Here is a 24,670-nt window from a genome sequence, read left to right on the forward strand (position 1 = left end):
ATTTCGCGCGGTCATTCGAACAGGCGCGCTCGCGGCTACCCTCTCCCCACCCTCCCCCGCAAGGGGGGAGGGAGCCCGACCAACGTGCTCACCTCACGAAGGCAAAGATCCTACGCGAGCTGCACCGATGTGAGGGAGGCACGGACGGACGGGTTCCCTCCCCCCTTGCGGGGGAGGGATAGGGAGAGGGGTGCCACACGGCACGCTCTCTCAACATGCGCGGCGCAAGCACCAGAGATCACGCATTCGCTTTACAGCCCCGCGCCCTTCTCCACCGCCGCGGCAAACGAGCGGTCGACGATGTCGGCGGCATTGATCTTCTGGCGGATCAGGCCCCAGCGGTCGTAGAGATCGATGGTCTTCTGCTCGTCGGCAACCACGCCGTCGTCGATCGGCGCGATGCGGATCCTGGCCCGGGTCAGCCAGTTCAGCGGCACAGCCGGCGGGATATTCATCAGTCTGCCCCAGGTCGCAGCATAACCCTCGACATTGTTCTGCGACCATGCGCGTGCGGCGGCGAGGCGGCGCACGAAATCTTCTAGCTCGGCGCGCTTGCCGTTGATCGCATCCGGCGTCGCGACCTGAAAGCCCAACCCGGGCGTGATGCCGTCGGCCGTGATGACGCGGCGCGACTTGAACAGCACCTCCTCCTGGCTGACATAAGGCTCCCAGGTCGACCAGGCGTCGACCGAGCCTTGCGTGTAGGCGACCTTGGCATCCGACGGCGCGAGGAACACGATCTGCACGTCGCTCGCCTGCCAACCCCTGGATTCCAGCGCCGCGAGGATCAGCTGATGACCGATCGAGCCGCGGCCGGTTGCGATCTTCTTGCCGCGCAAATCGTCAAAGCTCCTGATCGCGGAGTTCTCCGGCACCACGACCGCAAGCCCGTCGCGCGACTGCCGCACGGCCGCGATCGCCTTGACCGGAATTTTCGATGCGGCCGCGAACGTAAACGGCGCGTCCCCGACCAGGCCGGTGTCGATCGCGCCTGCCCCGAGCGCTTCCAGCAGCGGCGCGGCCGCGGCGAACTCCTTCCACTCGATCTTGTAAGGGATATCCCTGAGCACACCGGCCGCTTCCATCACGGCCTGCGAATTGCCCTTCTGGTCGCCGACGCGCAGCGTGGTCTGCGCGGCAGCAACGTCGATGGCGGCGAGCGCAAACGCTGCCGCGACGATGAGACGGATCATTCGGCGGCGATCCCCCGCTGCTCATCGCGCGCGGCGATCAGCTTGCGGGTCAGTGGGATCAGCTCACGGCCATAGTCGATCGCATCGACCAGCGGATCGAAGCCGCGGATCAGGAAGTGGCTGACGCCGAGATCGTAATAATCTGCAAACACCTCGGCGACCTGCTCGGGCGTGCCGACCAGCGCCGTCGTATTGCTGTTGGCGCCCGTGAGCTTTGCGATCTCGGTCCACAGCCGCTTGTCGATCCGGGTGCCTTGATCCGCCAGCGCCAGCAGCCGCTTGGCGCCATCAGTCGCGTGATTGGGCCGGCGGTAACCGGTCTGGTCCTGCAAAGCCGTGGCGCGCTCGAGGATGTGCTCGGCCTTCGCCCACGCCTTCTCCTCGGTGTCGGCGAGGATCGGGCGGACCGACAGGCTGAAGCGCGGCGTCGGCCGGCCGTGCTTGGCCGCGGCGGCGCGCACCCGCGCGGTGACGTCGCGCACCTGGGCGTAGGACTCACCCCACAGCGCGAACGTGTCGGCGTGCTTGCCGGCGACCTCGACCGCGGCGTCCGAGCCGCCGCCGACGAAGGTGTAGATGCCGCCCTTCTGCAGCGGCTTCACCTGCGAGAAGCCGTTCTCGACGTTGTAATACTTGCCGGTGTAGTTGAACGGCTTCTCGCTGGTCCATTCCAGCCGCACCACGTCGAGGAATTCGCTGGTGCGGGCGTAGCGCTCGTCCTTGTCGTCGAGCGTGTTGCCGTCCTGGCGCAGCTCGATGGCGTTGCCGCCGGTGATGACGTGCAGCGAGACCCGGCCGCCGTAGAACTGATCCAGCGTCGCGAGCTGGCGCGCCAGCAGCGTCGGCGCGGTGAAGCCCGGCCGCTGCGCAATCATCACCTTGAGCTGCTTGGTGATGGTGAGGACATGCTGCGCGACCTGCAATGCATCCGGCGTCGTCGAGTGGAACGCCAGCAGCGCGCGATCGAAACCGGCGAGCTCATGGGCTTTCGCCACCGTCTCGATATAGGGCGGATCGAGCACCGGCCCTGACCGGACGATGGTCTCGGAGGCATTGTTGTTGGTGATGAAGCCGATGAACTCGACCGGCATGACTGATAACTCCGTTGTTGTTGGCTGTTGTTTTCAGACGCCCAGCGCGAAGCGTCCGGCGGAGACACGGGTGGCATCGTCTTGCGGAGTATGGACGCGGCCGCATAATACATCGCGATAATGCCGCTCCAGCGGATTGGTTCGCGACAGGCCGTGATTGCTGGTCAGCGACAAGGCATCCTCCACCACTGCTGCGGCGTTATTGGTCACCGTCAGCTTGATGATGTTAGCCTCGATCGCGGACAGCGGAAAGCCATTATCGAAATCGGAAGCAAAGCTGTCGATCAGCCGCGCATTCACCGCAAGCCGCGCCTCGATCCCGCCGACGACCTCCTGCATCCGCGGCAGCGCCGCCAGCGGCGCGCCGAGATTGGCGGGCACCCGCTCCTTGAGGAATTTGACCAGCCAGTCGCGGGCGGCGCGGGCGATACCGTCATAGATCGCGGCAACGAAGATCGCATGCACGGTCGCCTGGGTAACGTCCGGAACCTTCCAATCGTCGGGCTTGCGGACGTCGATCTCGTAGTCCAACGGAAACACGACGTCGTCGAAGATCACGGTGTGGCTGCCGCTGGCGCGCAGGCCGAGATGATCCCAGGTTTCCTCGATCCGCGTTCCCGGCAATCCAGCCGGAACCAGAAACTGCCCGACACGGGTCTCCTGCTCGTCGGTCTTCGCCCAGACCGCGTACCATTTCAGGATCGGCGCACCGGTCGAATAGATCTTGCGGCCGGTCAGCCGCCAGCCGGTTTCGGTGCGGCGTGCCGTGGTCGCCGGCAGTCCGCCGCGCGCGGGCGAGCCGAGCTCGGGCTCGACACGCAGCGCGTTGATCAGGGCCACGCCTTCGACCGTTTCCCTGGCGAGCTTGCGCGACAGACGCGCAGGCCAGCGCGTGCTGCGCGCCATCACCAGATGCTGGATGTAATGCATCGACAGCACCAGCGCGGTCGACGGATCGGCCTTGCCGATGATGCCGAGCACGCGCGTGGCATCGCGCGCACCCGCCCCTGCCCCGCCGAGCGCCACCGGCACGGTGAGCGCCAGCAGGCCTTCGCGGGCGAGATCGGCGAAATTCTCGAAAGGAAAGCTGGCGTCGCGATCATGCGCGGGCGCGCGCGCCGCAAACACCTCGGCGAGCCGCAACGTGCGCGCGATGGGCTCCGGCTCGCTCGTCGCCGGCAACTCCTTGGCCGCAGATGTCACCATGTCGCCTCCAGCCCGAGCAGGCCGAGGATCTGCTTGCGCAGCTCCGCGAGATAGGGATCGCCGCGATGCCGCGGGTATGGACGGGCGACCGCGATATCGGCCTTGATCCGCGCCGGCCGATCGGACAGCACGATGACGCGGTTGGCGAGCACCAGCGCCTCCTCGACGTCGTGGGTGACGAGCAGCGTGGTAAAACCCTTGCGCTGCCACAGCGCCACCAGCTCGGACTGCATCGCGATCCGCGTCAGCGAGTCGAGCTTGCCGAGCGGCTCGTCGAGCACCAGGATCTTCGGATCGTTGACCAGCGCGCGCGCCAGCGCCACACGCTGCGCCATGCCGCCGGAGAGCTGGTGCGGATAGGCGTTGCGGAACGAGGACAGGCCGACCAGATCGATCACGGCATCGACCCGATGCCGCTGCGCCTTCAGGATACCCTGCGCCTCCAGCCCGAGCGCGACATTGTCCCACACCGTGCGCCAGGGAAACAGCGTCGGATCCTGGAACACGACGACGCGCGACGGATGCGGGCCCGTGATGCGGACTTCGTCTTCGCGCAGCGCGCCGGTGCGCGGCTTCTCCAGCCCCGCCACCAGCCGCAGCAGGGTCGACTTGCCGCAACCGGACGGACCGAGCAGCGCGACGAACTCGCCCGGCGCGATCGAGAGATTGACATTGTCGAGCACCGGCAGCGTGGCGCCATCGATGTCGAACGCGTGGCTGACGCCTTCGATGTCGAGTTCGGCGCCGACGGCGGGATAGGTGATCGCTTCGGCTGCGGATTGCACTACCATTTGACCACACCCTTCTGCCAGACCAGCAGGCGGTCACGGGTGCGGAACAGCAGCGTGATCGCGCCGGAGCACAGCAGCGACATCACGATCAGCGCCGCATACATGTTGGCATAGGCGGCCCAGCCCTGCGCCCATTGCAGGTACCAGCCGAGCCCGGCCTTGACGCCGATCATCTCGGCGACGACCAGCACGGCAAAGGACGAGCCGAGCCCCATGAACAGGCCGACGAACACATGCGGCAGCGCCGCGGGGATCGCGACCTTCAGCACCAGGAATGACGGCCTGGCGCCGAGTGTGCGCGCGACGTCGTAATAGGCGCTGCTGACGCTGGCCACGCCGGACCAGGTCAGCACCGTCACCGGGAAGCCGGTGGCGAGCGCGATCAGGAAGGTCGAGGCGCTCCAACTCGACGGAAAGGTGAAGAACGCGATCGGCAACCAGGCGGTGGCCGGCAGCGGGCCGATGAAGCGCAGCACCGGGTGCACCCAATAGCCGATCTTCTGCGACCAGCCGATCGAGACGCCGGTGATGAAGCCGACGGTCGCGCCGATGATGTAGCCGCCGAGCTGCAGCTTGATCGAGGCGAACACGCTGTCGAGCAGTTTTGGCAGATCGTCGGTGTAGACTTCGAGGATCGCCTGCGGCGGCGGGAAGAACGGCAGCGGCAGCCAGGCGAATTTTGCGGTCGCGACCTCCCACAGCGTCACGAAGGCGCCGAACGCCACCAACCACGGTGCGCGCTTGCGCAACGCCTGCCCGGCGCCGCCGAGATAGTCCGCGCTGAAGGTGCCGAACAGGATGAAGGCGGCGATGACGATTGCGCCGATGCCGAGCGATCCGGTCCGCGACCAATCGCCGACATCGGGCCAATACAGGCATGACAGACCGAAGGCGAGCCAGACGAGGCTCGCTGCGAGCCCGACACCGTAGCTGCCGGAAAGGTTCGAGAACGTGACCGCGGTGCGCGGCGCGGCTGCGGCCGCCGTATCAGACACTGAATACGTCGACATAGATCCGCTCCGCGAATTTGGCCGTGTCGGTGCTCTGCTTGAACACCTGCACCGATTTCAGATCGTCGGCGTAGCCCTTCAGCTCGCGCTTGAGCACCTCGCCGGTCGGATGGTGGTGATGGGTGTGGTAGCGCGCCATCGCCTCGAGATCGGCGAGGCTCGCCGCCTTCGGCGCATAGGGCTGGAACGATTTCGCCGCCTTGTCCGGGTTCTGCGAGGTGAACATTGCGGCATCCAGTAGCGCCTGGGTGATGGCGCGCGCGACATGCGGTTCTTCGCGGACCAGACTGCCGCGCAGGCCGACGATGCAGCAGCTCTTGTCGCGGTATTCGCCGTCGAGGTTGGAGGCGACCTCCTTGTACTGCGCATCCTTCAGCCAGAGATAGGCCAGCGGGTCGGACGACAGGAACGCCTGCACCTCGCCCTTCTCGACCGCGACGTTGAGCAGATTGCCGGGATAGGCGCGCCAGTCGACGTCCTTGACCGGATCGATGCCGAGCTTGGAGAGCTGGATCGAGAAGAAGTTCTTGTCGGGGCCGGCGAGGTCGCCGACCGCGACGATCTTGCCCTTGAGATCGGCGAGCTTGTCGACGCCGGAGTTGGTGCGGGTCAGGACGCGCATGCAACCGCCATGGGTGCCGGCGGCGATCTTGACGTCGAAGCCCTGCTCCAGCGGCTTCAGCCAGCGCAGCGCCATGCCGAGCCCGGCATCGCTCTTGCCGGTGGCGATTGCCTCCAGCAGCTGGTCGGTTGAGCCGGAATAGTTGACGAGCTCGACGTCGAGGTTCTGCTTCTGGAAGAAGCCATGGTCGATCGCGACCGGCAGTGGCGCGAGGCAGACCGCGCCGGCGTTCCAGGACAGTTTCAGCTTGCGCGGCGCGCCCGTCAGAGGCGGCGCGTCGGATGCGGTCTTGCAGACCGGGAATTCGGAGAAGTCGATCGCGGGCGTGATCGCCCGCGGCGCGAAGGCCTGCGCGCCATAGGCGCCGAGCGGTGCGGCAAACGCTGCGGCGGCGCCCGCACGCAGCAATGTGCGGCGATCCATCACCGTCTTCTTGTTGGTCGACATTTTCACTCCTGCATTTCGGCAAGGCTCCGCCCCGCGCGCAGACGTCTCCGTCCGCGCGCCCCGTCGTTCGAAGCTCATGGTTTAGAAAAAGCGGATTTCTCCGGCGCTATTGCACTCAAGCAACGCGCAAATGATGCGGCGCGGCAGGTTCACCGTCAATGAAATGGAATTTCGAATGTTGTCGGCGGCGCAGCTGAACTCTCCACGATCGCAGCGCGCGACGATGAAAGGATTTTCGCTGTTGTTGTCACACAGACGCGCACCGTCGCTGCATCGATTGCACCAAATTTGAGCCGATACAGATCGCTTGCGCGATGTGTTCTACGCATGACGGTTCGGCGAGATCATCCTTGCTGCACGCAGGCGGATTTCAGTTTTCCGTTTCGTTGACGGCGAGCCGGTTGCTCATAGACTTGGTCGAACGCTGCCGCGATTTTCGCCGAGCAGCGACTGAATCAGAAAGAAACGGACATGCGCAAACTCGCCCGCTCGGGCTCTCCCCATACCTTCACCCGCCGCACCGCGGCCGCGCTGATTGCGGCAGTGATCACGCTCTCGACATCCGCGGCTGCATTCGCGGCTGACGCCATCGTGCTGCGGGTCGGCGACCAGAAGGGCGGCAACCGCTCGCTGCTCGAGATCTCCGGCTTCGCCAAGGACCTGCCCTACAAGATCGAATGGTCGGAATTCCCTGCCGCGGCGCCGATCCTCGAGGCGCTCAACGCCGGCGCGCTCGATGTCGGCTACACCGGCGATCTCGCCTTCCTGTCGGTCTACGCCGCGGGCGCACCGATCAAGGCGATCGGCGGCACGCGCGCCGATCCGAAGACGCAGGCGATCCTGGTGCGCGCGGATTCACCGATCAAGACGGCGGCCGACCTGAAGGGCAAGCGCCTTGCCGGCACGCGCGGCGGCTGGGGCCAATTCCTGATCGACGCGACACTGGAGAAGAGCGGCAACAAGATCGAGGATGCGATCTTCGCGCCGCTCGGCCCGGTCGACGCCAAGATCGCGCTGGTTGCCGGCTCGATCGACGGCTGGGCGGTGTGGGAGCCTTACGTCTCCTTCGCGACGCTCAAGGACAAGGCGCGCGTCGTCGCCGACGGCGAGGGCCTGACGCCGACCGTCACCTTCATCGTTGCCTCCGACAACGCCATCGCGACCAAGCGCGCCGCAGTGCAGGACCTGGTGCAGCGGCTCAACAAGGCGCGGCTATGGTCACTCGACCACCTCGCCGAATACGCGAAGAGCACGGCCGATCTCACAAAACTGCCGGAGGACGTGCTGCTCGCCGCCTACACCGCGCAGAAGACGAGCCCGATCGCGATCGACGAGGCCGTGGTGAAGGAGGTGCAGGCGGCCTCCGACCGTGCCACCCGCTACGGCATCCTCGGCAAGACGCTGGATGTCGGCAAGGCCGTCGACCGCAGTTTTACCGCGGCCGCAAGTTTGAATTAACCGGGCGCTCTCACCTCCCCTTGAAAAGGGGGGTCGGATTGCGCGGAAGCGCAAACCGGGTGGGGATCGGCTCTCTCCGCGAATGCCAGCGCTCGCGGAGAGCAACCCCCGCCCTCCCCCTTTCAGGCAGGGCTATCGCATATGAGGTTTGAGGTGCAACGGCATCGGTACTGCGCTCCCTCTCCCGCTTGCGGGGGAGGGTTCGGGTGGGGGTTTCACTGCGATGGGACTCGTGGAGAGAGCCCCCACCCGGATCGCATCTAACGATGCGATCCGGCCTCCCCCGCAAGCGGGAGAGGCGAAGCGAGCTCGCGGATCGACCTGCAATATCATATGCGATTGCGCTGCTCTTACTGCACACCACAATGGAGACATCCGATGTCCGGCCCGCTCCATCTCGCACTAATCGTCACAGCACACCTGCTCTGCATGACCTTGTTGGTCGCGCTGTCGGTTTGATAGCGTCTCTCCGGGACCTTGATCCATCGGAGAGAACAACAATGAACCTATCGATGAAAGACCGCGTCGCGGTGGTCACCGGCGGCAGCAAGGGCATCGGGATCGCGGTGGCGCGGCGATTTGCGGAGTCCGGCGCCAAGGTCGCGATCCTCGCCCGCGGCGCAGCCGACCTCGCGGCGGCGCGCGAGGCGCTGGCCAAGGACGGCCTCGTGGTGCGGGATTACGTCTGCGACGTCGCGAAGGCCGCCGACATCGCCAAGGCCCATGACCGGATCGTCGCCGATCTCGGCGGGATCGACGTGCTGGTCAACAACGCCGGCACGGCGCGCACGCTGGCCTTCGAGAACATCAGCGACGAAGCCTGGCAGGAGGACCTCGACCTGAAACTGTTCGCCGCGATCCGCTTCAGCCGGCTGGTCTGGGGCGGCATGAAGCAGCGCAAATGGGGACGCATCATCAACGTGCTCAACACCTTCGCCAAGGCGCCGGCCGGCAATTCGGCGCCGACCTCGGTGTCGCGCGCCGCCGGCATGGCGCTGACCAAGGTGATGGCCAATGAGGGCGGCGAGCACAACATCCTGGTGAATGCGCTGCTGGTCGGCCTGATCATGAGCGATCAATGGGTCAAGCGGCATGCCACCCAGGCGCCGAACACGGATTTCGAGGAATTCGCCAAGGGCTTGGCCAAGGGCACGCCGCTCGGCCGCATCGGCACGGCGGAGGAGTTCGCCAACCTCGCCTGCTTCCTGGCCTCGGAGCAAGGCTCCTACATCACCGGCACCGCCATCAATGTCGATGGTGGCCGGTCGCCGGTGGTCTAGAACTCCGGTGATCTAGAACTCCGGTGATCCAAAACTCCGGTCTTGGCTCAACCAGGACCGGAGCTCCGGATGCTTGCTTCGGCGCGTTTCCACATGCGAGCCGGTGTCCATTTCGCTCGAACACTCTCGCGGGCAGGCAACCTACTGCGGCTGGCTAACGGCCCAAAAGCAAAAGGCCTCCGTCACCGGAGGCCTTCTATTCTTAAACCGCGTCCTTGGCGGCCTTGACCGGCCGTGCGCGGACGATCTTCCGGGCCGGCTTGGCCTTGAACATCATCTCTTCGCCGGTGAAGGGGTTGGTGCCCTTGCGCGCCTTGGTCGCAGGCTTCTTGACCACAACGAACTTCGCGAAGCCGGGGACGAGGAACACCCCGTTCTTCTTCAGCTCCTTGTGGCCGACATCGACGAGCGAGTCCAAAACGTTCTTGACGTCGCGCTTGGAGAGTTCGGTGGTGGTCGCGATCTTCTCGATCACTTGCGACTTCGACAGTTGGGTAGCCATGGTTGCTCCATTGATTCTGGAGTGGGCACGATATGGCGGAAAACGCCGAGAAAAACAGTGTTTTCTGCACTCCCCACAGCAATATCGCTGTGGACAGCCCCCGAATCAGGGATTTTTCCAGTGTTTTTTCCAGTCAAGGCACTTCCGACCCCTAAAATTACAGGGTTTGCGCGGCTTCGGGGCTCCCGAAACGGCCTCGTTGAGAGAATCACTTTGCACATCTCACGCCGCCGAGGTGCGACAACGCCGCGGACAATCCGGGTTGCGAGGCGCCGCGGCGCGCCACTTCAGGTTTCGGAAACGATCCTCCAAAAGACCGAGGCATTAGAAAATGACTTGGGTTCCCTTTCCAAGGTAACATCGGCGAAGGGAGCGCCACGCCGATCGGCTGGCGCCCGATGCAAGCCTTTATGTAAGTGCTGGAGACCCGCGTATGGATTTGAGCCGCCTCGAGATCAACCGCCGCACGGCCCTTCTGACCTCGGCCGCGATTGCAGCCAATGTCATCAATCCGATGCGGGCGTTCGCGCAGGAGACCCCGCGCAAGGGCGGCGTGTTCAATGTCCATTACGGCGCCGAGCAGCGCCAGCTCAACCCGAGCATCCAGGCCTCGACCGGGGTCTACATCATCGGCGGCAAGATCCAGGAGAATCTGGTCGACCTCGATGCCCAGGGACAGCCGGTCGGCGTGCTCGCCGAGAGCTGGGAGGCGACCCCTGACGGCAAGACCGTCACCTTCAAGCTACGCAAGGGCATCACCTGGCATGACGGCAAGCCGTTCACCTCGGAGGACGTCGCCTTCACCGCGATGAACATGTGGAAGAAGATCCTCAACTACGGATCGACGCTGCAGCTGTTCCTCACCTCGGTCGATACGCCGGACCCGCAGACCGCGATCTTCCGCTACGAGCGGCCGATGCCACTGAACCTGCTGCTCCGCGCCCTGCCCGACCTCGGCTACGTCTCCGCCAAGCATCTCTATGAGAGCGGCGACATCAGGCAGAACCCGACCAATCTGGCGCCGGTCGGCACCGGCCCGTTCAAATTCGTCAAATATGAGCGCGGGCAATACATCATCGCCGACCGCAACCCGGACTATTGGCGGCCGAACGCGCCCTATCTCGACCGCATCGTCTGGAAGGTGATCACCGACCGCGCCGCCGCGGCCGCGCAGATGGAGGCCGGCGAGCTGCACTACAGCCCGTTCTCGGGGCTCACGATCTCGGACATGGCGCGGCTCGGCAAGGACAAGCGCTTCATCGTTTCGACCAAGGGCAATGAGGGCAACGCCCGCACCAACACCATCGAGTTCAACTTCCGCCGCAAGGAATTGTCCGACATCCGTGTCCGCCGCGCGATCGCGCATGCGATCAACGTGCCGTTCTTCATCGAGAATTTCCTCGGCGATTTCGCCAAGCTCGGCACCGGACCGATCCCGTCGACCTCGACCGACTTCTATCCCGGGCCGAACACGCCGCAATACCCTTACGACAAAGCCAAGGCGATCGCGCTGCTCGACGAGGCAGGCTTCAAGGCCAGTGGCGGCAACCGCTTCGCGCTGAAGCTGCTGCCGGCGCCGTGGGGCGAGGACATCTCGCTGTGGTCGACCTTCATCCAGCAGTCGCTGGGCGAAGTCGGCATCCAGGTCGACATCGTGCGCAACGATGGCGGCGGCTTCCTCAAGCAGGTCTATGACGACCACGCCTTCGACCTCGCCACCGGCTGGCACCAGTATCGCAACGACCCCGCGGTCTCGACCACGGTGTGGTACCGCTCCGGCCAGCCCAAAGGCGCGCCCTGGACCAACCAATGGGGCTGGGAGGACAAGACCGTCGATGCCACCATCGACAACGCCGCGACCGAAGTCGATCCGGTGAAGCGCAAGGCGCTGTATGCCGATTTCGTCAAGGAGGTGAACACCGAGCTGCCGGTCTGGATGCCGATCGAGCAGATCTTCGTCACCGTGATCACGGCGAAGGCCCGCAACCACTCCAACACGCCGCGCTGGGGCTCGGCGAGCTGGCACGATCTTTGGCTGAGTGCATGAGGCCCACTTCTCCCTCTCCCCGTTCTTCACGGGGAGAGGGTTGGGGTGAGGGGCTCTCTCCGCAGTGGTGCTTCATCGATAGACCTGTACCCCCTCACCCGGATCGCATCTATCGATGCAATCCGACCTCTCCCCGCAAGCGGGGCGAGGTAAGAGAGGCCGGTGTCCACTTCCTTCGAAACCGCTATAGATAAGTCATGCGTATCCTGAGCCTTGCGGGGCGGCGGCTCGCCGCCTCGATTCCGACCCTGTTCCTGATCCTGATCGGCGTGTTCCTGCTGTTGCAGCTCGCGCCGGGCGACACCGTCGATGCGCTGATGGCGCAGATGGGCGGCGGCGATGCCGCGACCGCCGAGGCGCTGCGCAAATTCTACGGCCTCGATCTCTCGGTTCCGGCGCAGCTCGGCAACTATCTGTGGCACCTGGTGCGGCTCGATCTCGGCTTCTCATCGATCTACGGCAAGCCGGTCGCGACCGTGATCCTGGAGCGGCTGCCGCCGACCATCCTGTTGATGACGGCATCGCTGTCGTTCGCGTTCTTCTTTGGCCTGGTGTTCGGCGTGATCGCCTCGCGCGGCGTCAACCGCTGGCCGGACACGCTGATCTCGACCCTTGGCCTGATCTTCTACGCAACCCCCTCGTTCTGGTTCGGGCTGATGGCGATCGTGGTGTTCTCGGTCTATCTGCAATGGCTGCCGCCCGGTGGCTTCGAGGACATCGGCACCGTCCAGACCGGGATCTGGCGCGTGCTCGACATCGCCGCGCATCTGGTGCTGCCGACGCTGACGCTCGGGTTGATCTTCCTCGCGATTTATCTCCGCATCATGCGCGCCTCGATGCTCGAGGTCTTGAACCTCGATTTCGTCCGCACCGCCCGCGCCAAGGGGCTGGATGAGACCCATGTCATCACCCGCCATGTGCTGCGCAACGCGCTGCTGCCGATGGTGACGCTGATCGGATTGCAGGCCGGCACCATGCTCGGCGGCTCGGTCGTGGTCGAGAGCGTGTTCTCCCTGCCCGGCCTCGGCCGCCTTGCCTATGAGTCGGTGGTGCAACGCGACCTCAACACCCTGCTCGGCATCGTGTTCGTCTCGGCGCTACTGGTCATAGCGGTGAACTTCGTCGTCGACCTGCTCTACGCGCGGCTCGATCCGCGCATCGCGGCGGAGGGCTGACGATGGACGCAATGAAACGCTATTTCCGCAGCCCGGCCGCGGTGATCGGCCTGATCCTGCTGCTGCTGGTGATCGCAATGGCGATCAGTGCCGGCTTGCTCTATCCGCGCGATCCGCTCGCGCTGGCGGGCCGGCCGCTGATCTGGCCGTTCTCCAATCCGCGCTTCCTGCTCGGGACAGATAATTCCGGCCGCGACATTGCCGCGCAAATCTTCTACGGCGCGCGGATCTCGCTCCTGATCGGCGGGGTCGCCACCGTGATCGCGATCCTGATCGGCATCCTGGTCGGCGCCTTCGCCGGCTATTACGGCGGCTGGGTCGACAATGTGCTGATGCGGATCACCGAGGCGTTCCAGACGCTGCCGAATTTCGTGTTGCTGCTGGTGCTGGTCGCGGTGTTCGGCTCGACCCTGACCACGGTGACGATTGCGGTCGGTGTGGTCTCATGGCCGGCGCCGGCGCGGCTGACCCGCGCCGAGTTCCTGTCGCTGCGCAACCGCGAATTCGTGCAGGCCGGCAAGACACTGGGCATGAAGGACGTCCAGCTCATTCTCGGCGAGATCCTGCCCAACGCGCTGCCGCCAGTTATCGTCTATGCCAGTGTCGTGATGGCGGTCTCGATCCTCTTGGAAAGCGCGCTCGCGTTCCTGAGGCTGTCCGATCCCAACGTCGCCTCCTGGGGCAATCTGATCGGCCTCGGCCGCGATGTGCTGCGGGTGCAGTGGTACGTCTCGGCGATCCCCGGCATTGCGATCCTGGTCACCGTGCTCGGGGTGTCGCTGGTCGGCCAGGGCCTCAACGATGCGCTCAATCCGAGGCTGAAGAGCCGATGAGCGAGACCGTCCTTTCGCTCGACGGGCTGACCGTGCGCCTGCCCAGGGGCGCCGACCGGCCGCATGCGCTGTCCGACGTTTCGCTTTCAGTTGCGTCGAACGAAATCCTCTGTGTGGTCGGCGAATCCGGCTCCGGCAAATCGATGATGGCGAACGCCATCATGCGCCTGCTGCCGAACGAGGTGACGATCGAACGCGGCCGGATGATGTTCGACGGCCGCGACCTCTGCTCCGCTGATCAGGCCGAGATGCGCGAGGTGCGCGGCGCCGGCATTGCGATGATCTTCCAGGAGCCGATGACGGCGCTCAATCCGCTGCGCACCATCGGCGACCAGATCGGCGAGATGTTTGCGATCCACACCGGCCTGTCCAAGGCCGAGATCAATGCGCGGGTGCAGTCACTGCTCGAGGACGTCCGCATCCCCGATCCCAAGGCGGCCGCAAAGGCCTATCCGCACGAGCTGTCCGGCGGCCAGCGCCAGCGCGCCATGATCGCGATGGCGCTCGCGCTCGACCCGAAGGTGTTGATCGCGGACGAGCCGACCACCGCGCTCGACGTCACGACGCAGGCACAGATCTTGAAACTGATCCGTGATTTGCAGCAGCGCAAGAAGACGGCGGTGCTGTTCATCACCCATGATTTCGGCGTGGTCGCGGAGATCGCCGACCGCGTCGTGGTGATGCAGCACGGCGCGATCGTCGAGCAAGGCACCGCCGACAAGGTGCTGAACGATCCGCAGCATGCCTACACCAGGCAGCTGATCGCAGCGGTCCCGCCGCTGACGGCGCCGCCACCGCGCATCCTCTCCGGCAAGGACATCCTGACCATCGACCGCGTCTCCAAGACCTACCGCACTGGCGGCTTCCTCGGCCGCGGCGCGCGGATCACGGAGGCGGTGAAAAACGTCTCGCTGCGCCTGCCGCGCGGCGCGACGCTCGGCATCGTCGGCGAATCTGGTTCGGGCAAATCGACGCTGGCGCGATGCATCGTGCGGCTGATCGATCCCGACACCGGCTCGATCGTGCTCGACGGCAAGGACTGGGCGAAGCTCGGCCGCGACGAGATCAGGCGCGAGACCCGCCACATCCAGATGGTGTTCCAGGATCCGTTCGCCTCGCTCAATCCGCGGCGCAAGGCGGCCGAGCTGGTGGCGCAGGGACCGATCGTGCACGGCACCGACCGCGCCACCGCGATCGCCGAAGCGCGAAAGCTGTTCGAGCTGGTCGGGCTCGACCCGTCCGCCGGCGACCGCTACCCGCACGAATTCTCCGGCGGCCAGCGCCAGCGCATCGGGCTGGCGCGAGCGCTGGCGCTGAAGCCGGATGTGCTCGTCGCCGACGAGCCGGTCTCGGCGCTCGACGTCTCGGTGCAGGCGCAGGTGCTGAAACTGCTCGCCGGGCTGCGCCAGCAACTCGGCCTCTCCATCATCTTCATCACCCACGATCTGCGCGTCGCTGCGCAGATCTGCGATCTCGTCGCCGTGATGAAAGATGGTGCCGTGGTCGAGCAAGGGCTGACCGCCGAGGTGTTCGGCAAGCCGCAGCATCCCTACACGCAGGCGCTGCTGTCGGCGATCCCCGGCGGCAAGTTCGCGCGCGAGCACTCCACAGCCGCCGAGTAGCTGGCCACGCGCGGGCCCAGCAGCGGGTCATGCCACGGTCCGTTTCCCGGGTCCCGTGCTAGGACGCGCGGGTGAGAAAAATCGGCAATCCTCGCTTGTTGCCATAGCTGGGCCGGTAGCGCGTCGTGTTGTATGTGCTGGCGACGTCCAGTTTGCGCGGCCCAAGCCTGGCGTCGGGGATGGGCACGAGGTCGTAGCGGCCATCGACCAGCGCCGACATGAGGCCGGACTTGCCTTCCAGGATGGCATCGTAGGCCATGTTGCCGAACGTCAGAGCGACAAGCTTGTCGATGAAGTCCGGGTCACCCGATCGCAGATCGTAGGTGAGGTCGGAAACGATGGTCTCCTCGCCCGCGCGACGCTTGATCTCGTCGGCAAGCGCTTCGGCCACGCTGGCCTTCTTGCGGTGACCGTAGGCGTCAGGCTGGCCGTATTCCTGCACCTTGTAACCTTCCCACTCGGCACCCTCGCTGAGGACGATCAGCGCATAATTGCTCGGGTTGCCGCGCTTGTCCTCAATCAGCAACTGGATCAGCTTGTCGAGATTGACCTTGAATTCGGGTATGGCGCATCGGATCGAGGTCGCGTACGCGGTGTAGAGCGCGGTAAATCCGGCATCGCGACCGAAGATCCGGAAAATGCCGATCCGTTCGTGCGACCCGACCGTTGTGCGTTGTCGCTGGATGGCATCGCTGGCGCGGGTGATCGCGGTCGAAAATCCGATGCAATACTCGGTGTTGCGGACGTCGTTGTCCATCGTCTTCGGAATGGCGATGATCTTGACGCCGAGTCCGTTCAGCTTGTCCGCGTAGCTCAGCGTATCATCGCCGCCGATCGCGATCAGGTGCTCGATACCAAGCTCCGAGAGGTTCGTCAGCACCTGCTTGGTGAGGTCCCATGTCCCGGTTGCGGTACCGTCCTTGCTACTTGCCGAGAATGGCAGGTCATGGCCCGCGAGATGGTCGGGTAGCTTTTTCATCTTGGATGGGTTGGTGCGGCTCGAGTGCAGCACGGTGCCGCCGCGCCGGTCGATGACGCGGGTATTTTCGCGGTTCAGCGGGATGATGTAATGGGACTTGCTGGCCGGGTCGTCGAGGTTCAGGTGTGTGAGGGCCTCCCAGCCGCGGCGGAGACCGACAACCTCGATGTCGTCCTCGCTGCCGCGATATGTCACGCTCTTGATCACCGCGTTGAGGCCGGGGACGTCACCGCCGCCCGTGAGAATACCAATGCGCTTCCTCGCCATGCCCACCTCCCAGGACTCGGTATATGGCAATAACGCCTGCGTCGCGTCGGGGTTTCCACAACACGATCCGCCAACGGCAGAATCCTCGTGATCGCGGCGCTCCACCGGACCAGTTTGGGCTCCGATTCTTCGAAGCGCAACGTTGGTTCGCGCTCACCTTGACCGGCGCGAGGCGAGGAAATACTCGGCCCAGCGCAGCAACTCGAAGCGATCGCCCTTGACCAGCTCCTGGGCATCGCGCTGCCGGTAGAGCACCAGCATCCAGGGCGCGAGCTTGCGCAGCAATCCGTGCGCCACGTACTGCACCGGCTCGGTGAAAGGCAGAGCCAACTCGCTCTCCGGCACGCCCTGGACCGCCTTCGCCAATTCGCGGCCGAGCGGGATCGTCAGCGCGACCGCGCGGCCATTGCAGCCGGTCCAGCCATAGGCGTTCGGTCCGAGCTTGTGCATGCGCGGCAGGAAATCCGCCGTCATTCCGACATAGCCGTTCCAGACGTAATCGAAGGAGACGTCGCCGATCTGCGGCCACAGCCGCTGCAACCGCTCGGTCACCCGCGCCTTCAGCCGCCCGGTCTTGTCGCCCGGGCCGAGCACGGCGCCGCCGGTGACGAGGCGATTGCGGGCGTCATAGCGCGCGAAATACAGCTCACCATGGGTATCCGACATCGCCTGCCGGCCGGGGACGATGGTCTTGCGGACATTGTCCGACAGCGGCGGCGTGGCCATCTGCCACGACAGCACCGGCATCACCTCGGTTGCGATCTCGGGCACCAGCGATTTCGTGAACTCGCCGCTATAGGCATTGGTGGCGACCACCAGCGCACGGCCGGAGATCTCGCCCTTCTCGGTCTTCACCACCCAGCGATCGCCGCGGCGCTCGAAGCTCGTCGCGGGCGAGCGGGCGTAGATTCGTCCACCGAGGCCGAGCACGGTGCGCGCAAGGCCCCGCGCCAGCGCCAGCGGATTGACGTGACCGCCGGTCCTGTTCCAGAAGCCGCCGTACCAGGCGTCCGAGCCGAGCATGTCCCTCGTCTGGTCGCGCGACAGCAATTCGACCGGCGCGCCGAATTTGGACCATTGCTGCACCCGCCGCTCCGCGATCTTGATGCGGCCCGGCGAATGCACCGGCTGCACCCAGCCGGCCTGCTCCTGCTCGGCCGCGATGTTGTAGCGCTTGACGACGTCGAACAGCATGGCCGCGCTGTCGCGCAGCATCGCAACGAAGCGCTCGCCGGCCGCGCCGTGCCTCTTGATGATGTCGTCCGGATCGGGGCGCGACAGCGTCGGGATCACCTGGCCGTTGTTGCGCCCGGAGGCGCCCCAGCCCGGCTCGGCGGCCTCGACGATCGCGACGTCGACATTGGCCTCGCGCAGATGCAACGCCGTCGACAGGCCCGTGAAGCCGCCGCCGATGATGACGACATCGGCCTGCTGCGCGCCGGTCAGTTCGGGGCAATCGGGGCCTGACGGCGTCACTGCTGCCCACAGCGAATTGGGCCAGCGCACGGCATTGCTGCTCATCATGATCCTTTCTTGCGGGTGCCCGGTCATTCTGGTTAGCTTTAAAGCATGATCCGGAAAAGTGCGTAGCGGTTTTCCGAAAAGATCGTGCTCAAGCAAAGCCCCATTTCAGCCGGGAAAACAACAAGTGGCACTCAAGAACGTCATCGGAATCGATCACGCCGTGGTCATGGTCAAGGACCTCGACAAGGCGGCCGAGAATTACAAGCGGCTCGGCTTCACCGTGTCGCCGCGCGGCACCCATAGCGCGCATATGGGATCGGGCAACTACACCATCATGTTCGACCCCGACTACATGGAATTGCTCGGCGTGCTGACGCCGACAGAACATAATGCGCCGGCGCGCGCGTTCCTGGAGAAGCGCGGCGAAGGCATCGAACGCATCGCGTTCACCGCGGTGGATTCCGCCGCCGGCGCCGAGGAGATCCGCGCACGCGGCTATCCGCCGGTCGGGCCGACCGATTTCGAACGCCCGGTGACGCTGCCGAACGGCACCGTCTCCGCGGCGAAATTCCGCACCTTCCAGTGGCCGACCAATGAGGCGCCCGGCGGCGTCCGCATCTTCGCTTGCCAGCACAAGACCCGCGAGACGGTGTGGATCCCCGAATTGATGACCCACGCCAATGGGGCAAAACGTCTCAAGCAGGTCCTGATCGTCTCGCCCGATCCCGCGACCGATGCCGCGCATCTGTCGAAGATGATCGATATCGCGGTGAGGAACGATCCCGACGGTGCGGTTGCGGTGCCGTCCGGCGGCGATCGCGCCGACTTCGTGTTCCTGACCACTGACCAGCTCGGCAAGCGCTATCCCGGCGTGTCGCTGGATGGCCTGTCCGATCGCGGCGGCGCCGGCCTTGTGATCGCGGCCGACCTTGCCGCGACCGAGAAAGCGCTCGGCGCAACCGGCGTGAAGAGCGGTGGCGGCATCACCGTGCCGCCGGCTGCCGCGAACGGCACCCTGCTCGCCTTCGTCAAGGCATAGCGGCGAAAGCTTGCGCGGCGCTGCGTCATGCGCCGCGCGTGCAGCCCCCGGCAGCGAATTGAAGCACTCGGGCATTGATGCGGTTCTTGATCGCATCAATGCTGTGAGTGCATCGGTCGATGCACGATCCGTCCGGAAAACCGGTGTTCACTTTTCCGGATCATGCTCTAGTATCTCTCCCAAACAAGAACCGTCCCAAGGGAGAGAAACATGTCGCATCACCTGATCTCGCGCCGGCAGATGCTGGCGGGCACCGCCGCCGCCGGTGCGGTTGGATTGACCGGATTTCCGGCCCGCGCCGAGGTCAACTGGAAGAAATATTCCGGCACCACGCTCGAAGTCAGCCTCGCCAAGGGACCGCGCGGCGACAATCTGCAAAAATACATCAAGGAATTCACCGAGCTCACCGGCATCAAGGTCGAATCGGAGCAGGTCCCCGAGCAGCAGCAGCGCCAGAAATGCGTGATCGAGCTGTCGTCGGGCAAGCCGAGCTTCGATGTCGTTCACCTCAGCTATCACGTGCAGAAGCGGCAGTTCGAGAAGGCAGGCTGGCTCGCCGACATGTCGGGCTATCTCAAGGATCCGAGCATGACACTGCCGGACCTGGTCGAAAGCGATTTCTCGGCGGCCGGGCTGCAATATGCGCGCAACGACAAGGGCCAGATGCTGTCGCTGCCGTGGTCGGTCGACTATTTCATCCTCTACTACAACAAGGAGTTGTTCCAGAAGAAGGGTGTCGAGGTCCCGAAGACGCTGGACGAGATGGTGGTTGCCGCCGAGAAGCTGACCGATCCGAAGGAAGGCGTCTACGGCTTCGTCGGCCGCGGCCTGCGCAACGCCAACATGGCGATGTGGACCAACTTCTATCTGAACTACGGCGGCGAATTCCTCGACGCCAAGGGCAACATTTTGACCGATGGCCCCGAAGCGATCGAGGCCACAAAACTCTATCAGCGGCTGCTGACCAAATGCGCGCCGCCAGGCGTCGCCGGCTTCAACTGGATGGAGTCGATGGCCTCCTTCACGCAAGGCAGGTCCGCGATGTGGATCGACGCCGACGGTTGGGCGCCGCCGCTGGAGGACCCGGCCGCCTCGCGCGTCGTCGGCAAGGTCGGCTACACGCTGGTGCCGGCCGGTCCCAAGGGCAAGTTCTCGTCGACCTATGGCGACGGCGTCGGCATCGCCGCCGCCAGCAAGAACAAGGAAGCCGCCTATCTGCTCTGCCAATGGGTGGTCTCGCGCGGACAAGGTGCCCGCCTGCTGCAGGCTGGCGGCGGCGTGCCGTTCCGCAACTCGATCGTCGACGATGCCGAGGTCGCCAAGGGCGTCAAGACCAAGGAATGGCTGCAGTCGGTGGTTGACTCCGCCAAGATCTCCAAGCTCGGCCTGCCCGTCATTATCCCGGTCGCCGAATTCCGCGACATCGTCGGTGCGGCGCTGACCGCGACGCTGTCCGGCGCCGATCCCGCCACCGAGCTGAAGAAGGCGCACGAGCAATTCCGCCCCATCCTGGAGCGTAGCGAAAAAGCGTGAGTGTGGTGACACAGACTGAGCCGGCGGCAGCGACCGAGAGCGCTGCCCCGGCGCGTGAATGGCGTCCGCCGTCCTACTGGCCGTTCGTGATCCCGGCGCTCGTCGTGGTGCTGGCGGTGATCATCTTTCCCTGGGTGTTCACGATCTGGATGAGCCTACAAGAATGGAAGGTCGGCTCGCCGACCGTCTTCGTCGGGCTCGCCAACTATTTGCGGCTGCCGACCGATCCGCGTTTCGTCGAGGCGGTCGGGCACACGCTGTCCTACACTGCGCTGTCGGTGTTGCTGCCGCTGGTGTTCGGCACGCTGGCAGCTGTCGTGTTTCACCAGAAATTCGCCGCGCGCGGTTTCCTGCGCGGCATCTTCATCATGCCGATGATGGCAACGCCGGTGGCGATCGCGCTGGTGTGGACCATGATGTTCCACCCGCAGCTCGGCGTGCTGAACTATCTGCTGTCGCTGGTCGGCCTGCCGCCGCAGCTCTGGGTGTTCAACCCGACGACGGTGATCCCCTCGCTGGTGCTGGTCGAGACCTGGCAATGGACGCCGCTGGTGATGCTGATCGTGCTCGGCGGCCTCGCCGCGATCCCGACCGAACCCTATGAGAGCGCGCAGATCGACGGCGCCAATTTCTGGCAGGTGTTCCGCTTCATCACGCTGCCCTTGATCATGCCGTTCCTGTTCATCGCCGGCATGATCCGCATGATCGACGCGGTGAAGAGCTTTGACATCATCTTCGCGATCACCCAGGGCGGACCGGGCTCGGCGTCGGAGACCATCAACGTCTATCTCTACAGCGTCGCCTTCGTCTATTACGACCTCGGCTACGGCTCGGCGATCGCGGTGGTGTTCTTCCTGCTGATCGTGGCGCTGGCGGCGTTGCTGCTCTACTTGCGCAAGCGCCTGCTGTGGACGTCCCAACTCGGGAGCGAGGCATGAACCCGCGCTATATCCTCGGCCAGATCGGGCTGTGGCTGTCGGTGTTCGTCATCGTCTCGCCGGCGATCCTGTTTTTCCTCTGGATGGCCTCGCTGTCTCTGAAATTCGAGATCGACAACGCCTCCTATCCGCCGGTGTTGTTCCCGGAGCATATCGCCTGGAAGAACTATGCCGACGTATTCGCGTCGAACCGCTTCCTGACCTATTTCAGCAACAGTCTCGTCGTCACCGGCTGCGCCACGGCCCTTGCGATGCTGGTCGGCGTGCCCGCCGGCTACGGCATCGCGCGGATGGCCGCGCATAAATCGGCGATCGTGATCCTGATCGCGCGCATCACGCCGGGCCTGTCATACCTGATCCCGCTGTTCCTGCTGTTCCAGTGGCTCGGCCTGCTCGGCACGCTGGTGCCGCAGATCATCATCCATCTCGTGGTGACGGTGCCGATCGTGATCTGGATCATGATCGGCTATTTCGAGACTACGCCGCTGGAGTTGGAAGAAGCCGCGCTGATCGACGGCGCGACGCGCTGGCAGGTGTTCCGTCATGTCGCGCTGCCGATCGCCAAGCCCGGGCTTGCGGTCGCCTTCATCCTCGCGGTGATCTTCTCCTGGAACAACTTTGTGTTCGGCATCGTGCTGGCCGGGCGCGAGACCCGCACGCTGCCGGTCGCGGTCTACAACATGATCTCGTTCGACCAGCTGAGCTGGGGTCCGCTCGCCGCCGCCGCGCTGATCGTGACCGCGCCGGTGCTGCTGCTCACCGTGCTGGCGCAGCGGCAGATCGTTGCCGGGCTGACCGCGGGCGCGGTGAAGGGCGGCTAGGGCAAGATGGAGTTATGACGCCGTCGCAGGGGGCGCCGCCAAAATATCGAAAACAACCCCATGCAAAGTAGCCGGCGGCGCCCGACGTTCGACCGGGCAACTTGACACGTCGGGCAACTCAAGGATACTCTTCTAATATTCCGAAATTATACCGACCGCTTCAAGTTCCATCAGTTGCAATTCGCGCTTGAACTTCGGCCCACGAACTTCGGAATCGGAGCCCTAGGGCGGGATGAGTTTTGGTTGAATCGGTTTGGCGCGGTCTCGGTTCACCTCTCCCCGTTGGGGAGAGGTCGGATTGCGAAGCAATCCGGGTGAGGGCTCTTGCCCTCTCGATAGACCATAACCCCTCACCCGATTTGCTGCGCAAATCGACCTCTCCCAAGGGAGAGGTGAACCTTCGACGCCGTTCCAGCTCAACCTAATCTCATCAGGCTTTAGAATTTCCAGTTGATCTCGCCCTTGGCGGTGTGATCGTGCGAGTCACGCGCAAGCTGTCCCGAATACATCAGGACAACGCTGGCGTTGCGCGCCAGATTGAAGCCGAGACCCGCTTCGACCAGCAACGCATCGCGCGCGATCGGCACGCCGGCAACCGTGAACGGTGTGCCGCCGCCGGAAAACGCCAGCAGCGTTTCCGGCGTCACATCGCCGAACGCGTGCCGCCAGCCGAGCGTGCCGCGCACCGTCAGCGGCTTGCCGTCGGCCAGCGCTACCGCGCCCTCGCCGCGCAGGCCGAGCGTGGTGAAGGCGGTAGCCAAGGCGCCGCCGCCGCCGCTCAGCGCCGCGCTGCCGGTCTCGGTAAAATGGCCGGTGTCGAGGTGCACATAGGCCAGCCCCGCGAACGGCTCGAGCGCGACACGGCCAAGTGCGAAGCCGCGGCCGATCTCGCCGAACACCTGGGCGGTGTGGGCGTCGTAGCTCGCCTTGGCGGCATCGGCGAAGCCGGGAAACACGATCGCGCGATCGGTATCGATGCTGTGCGCGGTGAAGGCGGCGCCGCCGCGCAGAGCCCAAGCGTCGAGCTGGCCGCCACCATAGAGCGCGAGGTGATAATTGTTGATGGTGGCGGCCGAGCGGCGGTCATCGACATTTAGCAAGGACTGGGTGTAGCCGCCGGCAAAGCCGGCCCGCCAGCGCGCGTCGAAAGTGGCGTCGACACCGGAGATGACGCCGCCGGTCTCGCGCCTGAGCGCGGCGGCATTGCCGTCGCTGCCATTGTGCCCCCAATCGCCGACGGCCTGCGCCCAGGCGGTTATCACGCTCTCCTGCGGTAAAAAATTCGGCGCGGCCTTGAAGGCCGGTTCGGCCGCGTAGGCCAAGGCGCCGCTGCCGTCGATCGCGACGGCCTGAGGACCGATGCCGGCGAGCGCCGCAGACGGTCCGTCCGCGCTGCCGAAAGGCTGCCGCAGCCGGCCGATCACGGCGTCGCGGACGTCTCGCGACTCATCGAGCATTGCGCCCGCCGCGCTCGCGTGCAGCTCGCCGGAGAGCTGGTCGAACGCAAAGCGCGCCTGCGCCGGCGTCGTGCTGAAGGCGAGCGCGTTGAACGCCGGCCCGCGGCCGAGGCCGTCTAACCCGGCCCCCGTCGCGATCTGGTTGCGCGTTTGCGCTACGCTCGCAAAGCGCACATTGTTGCGCGCAAACGTCAGGAACACGTCGTTTGCATCGTAGGTCAGGCTGGGCGCGATGAAGGCGAAGCTGCTGGTGCCGGACATCAAGCCCGAGAACGTGCCGGTCCTTCCTCCCGCTGCGGTCAGGATCGTGTAGGGCGTGTTGAGGAGGAAACCGTTCACCGACGCCAGCCGCACGGTTCCGCCGGAAAGACTGGCTGCTCCACTCGCAACGATCCTGTCGCTCCGTCCGGCCGCGTTGAGGTCGAGCGCGTAGATGGCACCCGGCAGCATAGCCAAGCTGCCGGCAATATGGAGCGTGCCGATCGCACCACCCACGCCACCGCCAGGCGAGACCGTACCGCCGCCGGCGATCGTGGTCGCGCCGACGGTGCCGGCGCCGGCGAGCGTGCCGCCGCCGTTGACGCTTACCGCGGATTGCGCGATCGAGCCATTGACCGCGAGTGTTCCGCCACTAACCACCGTTGCGCCCGTGTAGCTGTTGCTACCTGACAGCGTCAGCGCGCCGGTGCCGACCTTGGTAAGGCTGCCGCCGGTGCCGCTGATGACGCCGGACACTTCCGTGGAGAGATTGTTGGAGCCGACAGTGAGCGTCTTGCCGCCAAGGACAAACGATCCCGCCCCCTCGATCGAGCCGGCTGTTGTGCCGGCGCTTGCCAAGTGCGACATGTCGAACACGCCGCCCGCGTTGTTGATGAAACGCGCATTACCGCCAGTG

20 protein-coding genes are annotated in these 24,670 nt (G+C 65.1%); 10 read left to right on the top strand and 10 right to left on the bottom strand.

Features of this window, described 5'->3' with window-relative positions:
* Window positions 1–251 precede the first annotated feature (251 nt).
* Genes QDT69_RS30860 through QDT69_RS30885 form a run of 6 tightly spaced genes read right to left on the bottom strand, consistent with a single transcriptional unit; the run spans window position 252 to window position 6,360 of the window.
* Complete coding sequence (locus QDT69_RS30860) at window positions 252–1,193, bottom strand: ABC transporter substrate-binding protein (RefSeq protein WP_279710239.1); 942 nt, start codon at window positions 1,191–1,193, stop codon at window positions 252–254.
* Window positions 1,190–2,284, bottom strand: a complete 1,095-nt coding sequence (locus tag QDT69_RS30865; RefSeq protein WP_279710241.1) for an LLM class flavin-dependent oxidoreductase — start codon at window positions 2,282–2,284, stop codon at window positions 1,190–1,192. Before QDT69_RS30865 ends, QDT69_RS30860 begins: the two co-directional genes overlap by 4 nt.
* 33 nt (window positions 2,285–2,317) lie before the next feature.
* On the bottom strand, window positions 2,318–3,490 hold the full coding sequence (locus QDT69_RS30870) for an acyl-CoA/acyl-ACP dehydrogenase (RefSeq protein ID WP_279710242.1): 1,173 nt from the start codon (window positions 3,488–3,490) through the stop codon (window positions 2,318–2,320).
* On the bottom strand, window positions 3,484–4,281 hold the full coding sequence (locus tag QDT69_RS30875) for an ABC transporter ATP-binding protein (protein WP_279710243.1): 798 nt from the start codon (window positions 4,279–4,281) through the stop codon (window positions 3,484–3,486). Before QDT69_RS30875 ends, QDT69_RS30870 begins: the two co-directional genes overlap by 7 nt.
* Window positions 4,275–5,291: an ABC transporter permease subunit gene (locus tag QDT69_RS30880; RefSeq protein ID WP_279710244.1), complete on the bottom strand. Its 1,017-nt coding sequence runs from the start codon at window positions 5,289–5,291 to the stop codon at window positions 4,275–4,277. Before QDT69_RS30880 ends, QDT69_RS30875 begins: the two co-directional genes overlap by 7 nt.
* The gene (locus QDT69_RS30885) at window positions 5,269–6,360 is read right to left on the bottom strand and encodes an ABC transporter substrate-binding protein (protein ID WP_279710245.1); all 1,092 of its coding nucleotides are present in this window, start codon (window positions 6,358–6,360) and stop codon (window positions 5,269–5,271) included. The genes QDT69_RS30880 and QDT69_RS30885 overlap by 23 nt, the downstream gene beginning before the upstream one ends.
* A 471-nt stretch (window positions 6,361–6,831) precedes the next feature.
* Here QDT69_RS30885 and QDT69_RS30890 point away from each other — a divergent pair, with 471 nt between their 5' ends.
* Window positions 6,832–7,818 carry an ABC transporter substrate-binding protein gene (locus tag QDT69_RS30890; RefSeq protein WP_279710246.1) on the top strand — a complete coding sequence of 329 codons (987 nt, stop codon included), beginning with the start codon at window positions 6,832–6,834 and terminating at the stop codon, window positions 7,816–7,818.
* Window positions 7,819–8,318: 500 nt separating this feature from the next.
* Window positions 8,319–9,098 (top strand): SDR family oxidoreductase, encoded by a 780-nt coding sequence (locus QDT69_RS30895; protein ID WP_279710247.1) that lies wholly within the window; start codon window positions 8,319–8,321, stop codon window positions 9,096–9,098.
* Window positions 9,099–9,300: 202 nt separating this feature from the next.
* Here the strand turns inward: QDT69_RS30895 and QDT69_RS30900 are convergent, their stop codons facing one another.
* Complete coding sequence (locus QDT69_RS30900; protein ID WP_016843119.1) at window positions 9,301–9,600, bottom strand: HU family DNA-binding protein; 300 nt, start codon at window positions 9,598–9,600, stop codon at window positions 9,301–9,303.
* Between the two features lie 433 nt (window positions 9,601–10,033).
* Between QDT69_RS30900 and QDT69_RS30905 the strand changes: the two genes are divergently transcribed.
* The 4 genes from QDT69_RS30905 to QDT69_RS30920 all read left to right on the top strand — a co-directional run bounded on the left by QDT69_RS30905 (window position 10,034) and on the right by QDT69_RS30920 (window position 15,277).
* Window positions 10,034–11,647: an ABC transporter substrate-binding protein gene (locus QDT69_RS30905; protein ID WP_279710248.1), complete on the top strand. Its 1,614-nt coding sequence runs from the start codon at window positions 10,034–10,036 to the stop codon at window positions 11,645–11,647.
* Window positions 11,648–11,844: 197 nt separating this feature from the next.
* On the top strand, window positions 11,845–12,822 hold the full coding sequence (locus QDT69_RS30910) for an ABC transporter permease (RefSeq protein ID WP_279710249.1): 978 nt from the start codon (window positions 11,845–11,847) through the stop codon (window positions 12,820–12,822).
* Window positions 12,823–12,824: 2 nt separating this feature from the next.
* Window positions 12,825–13,655 carry an ABC transporter permease gene (locus tag QDT69_RS30915; RefSeq protein ID WP_279710250.1) on the top strand — a complete coding sequence of 277 codons (831 nt, stop codon included), beginning with the start codon at window positions 12,825–12,827 and terminating at the stop codon, window positions 13,653–13,655.
* Window positions 13,652–15,277 carry an ABC transporter ATP-binding protein gene (locus QDT69_RS30920; protein ID WP_279710251.1) on the top strand — a complete coding sequence of 542 codons (1,626 nt, stop codon included), beginning with the start codon at window positions 13,652–13,654 and terminating at the stop codon, window positions 15,275–15,277. The genes QDT69_RS30915 and QDT69_RS30920 overlap by 4 nt, the downstream gene beginning before the upstream one ends.
* A gap of 58 nt (window positions 15,278–15,335) precedes the next feature.
* Here QDT69_RS30920 and QDT69_RS30925 read toward each other — a convergent pair whose 3' ends face one another.
* Both QDT69_RS30925 and QDT69_RS30930 read right to left on the bottom strand, forming a co-directional pair.
* Window positions 15,336–16,523 carry a 6-phosphofructokinase gene (locus QDT69_RS30925; protein WP_347952153.1) on the bottom strand — a complete coding sequence of 396 codons (1,188 nt, stop codon included), beginning with the start codon at window positions 16,521–16,523 and terminating at the stop codon, window positions 15,336–15,338.
* A gap of 153 nt (window positions 16,524–16,676) precedes the next feature.
* Window positions 16,677–18,044 carry an FAD-dependent oxidoreductase gene (locus tag QDT69_RS30930; RefSeq protein WP_279710278.1) on the bottom strand — a complete coding sequence of 456 codons (1,368 nt, stop codon included), beginning with the start codon at window positions 18,042–18,044 and terminating at the stop codon, window positions 16,677–16,679.
* A 127-nt stretch (window positions 18,045–18,171) separates the two neighbouring features.
* On the opposite strand from QDT69_RS30930, the gene QDT69_RS30935 reads away from it, so the two are divergent.
* From QDT69_RS30935 to QDT69_RS30950, 4 genes are all read left to right on the top strand, one after another.
* Complete coding sequence (locus QDT69_RS30935) at window positions 18,172–19,026, top strand: VOC family protein (RefSeq protein WP_279710253.1); 855 nt, start codon at window positions 18,172–18,174, stop codon at window positions 19,024–19,026.
* Between the two features lie 210 nt (window positions 19,027–19,236).
* Window positions 19,237–20,559, top strand: a complete 1,323-nt coding sequence (locus tag QDT69_RS30940; RefSeq protein ID WP_279710254.1) for a sugar ABC transporter substrate-binding protein — start codon at window positions 19,237–19,239, stop codon at window positions 20,557–20,559.
* A complete protein-coding gene (locus tag QDT69_RS30945; protein ID WP_279710255.1) occupies window positions 20,556–21,497 on the top strand; it encodes a sugar ABC transporter permease in 942 nt (313 codons plus the stop codon). Before QDT69_RS30940 ends, QDT69_RS30945 begins: the two co-directional genes overlap by 4 nt.
* A complete protein-coding gene (locus QDT69_RS30950) occupies window positions 21,494–22,318 on the top strand; it encodes a carbohydrate ABC transporter permease (RefSeq protein WP_279710257.1) in 825 nt (274 codons plus the stop codon). Before QDT69_RS30945 ends, QDT69_RS30950 begins: the two co-directional genes overlap by 4 nt.
* Before the next feature lie 437 nt (window positions 22,319–22,755).
* Here QDT69_RS30950 and QDT69_RS30955 read toward each other — a convergent pair whose 3' ends face one another.
* Window positions 22,756–24,621, bottom strand: a complete 1,866-nt coding sequence (locus QDT69_RS30955; RefSeq protein WP_279710258.1) for an autotransporter domain-containing protein — start codon at window positions 24,619–24,621, stop codon at window positions 22,756–22,758.
* Window positions 24,622–24,670 lie beyond the last annotated feature (49 nt).

This window comes from Bradyrhizobium sp. CER78 (assembly GCF_029846235.1).
Lineage (GTDB): Bacteria > Pseudomonadota > Alphaproteobacteria > Rhizobiales > Xanthobacteraceae > Bradyrhizobium.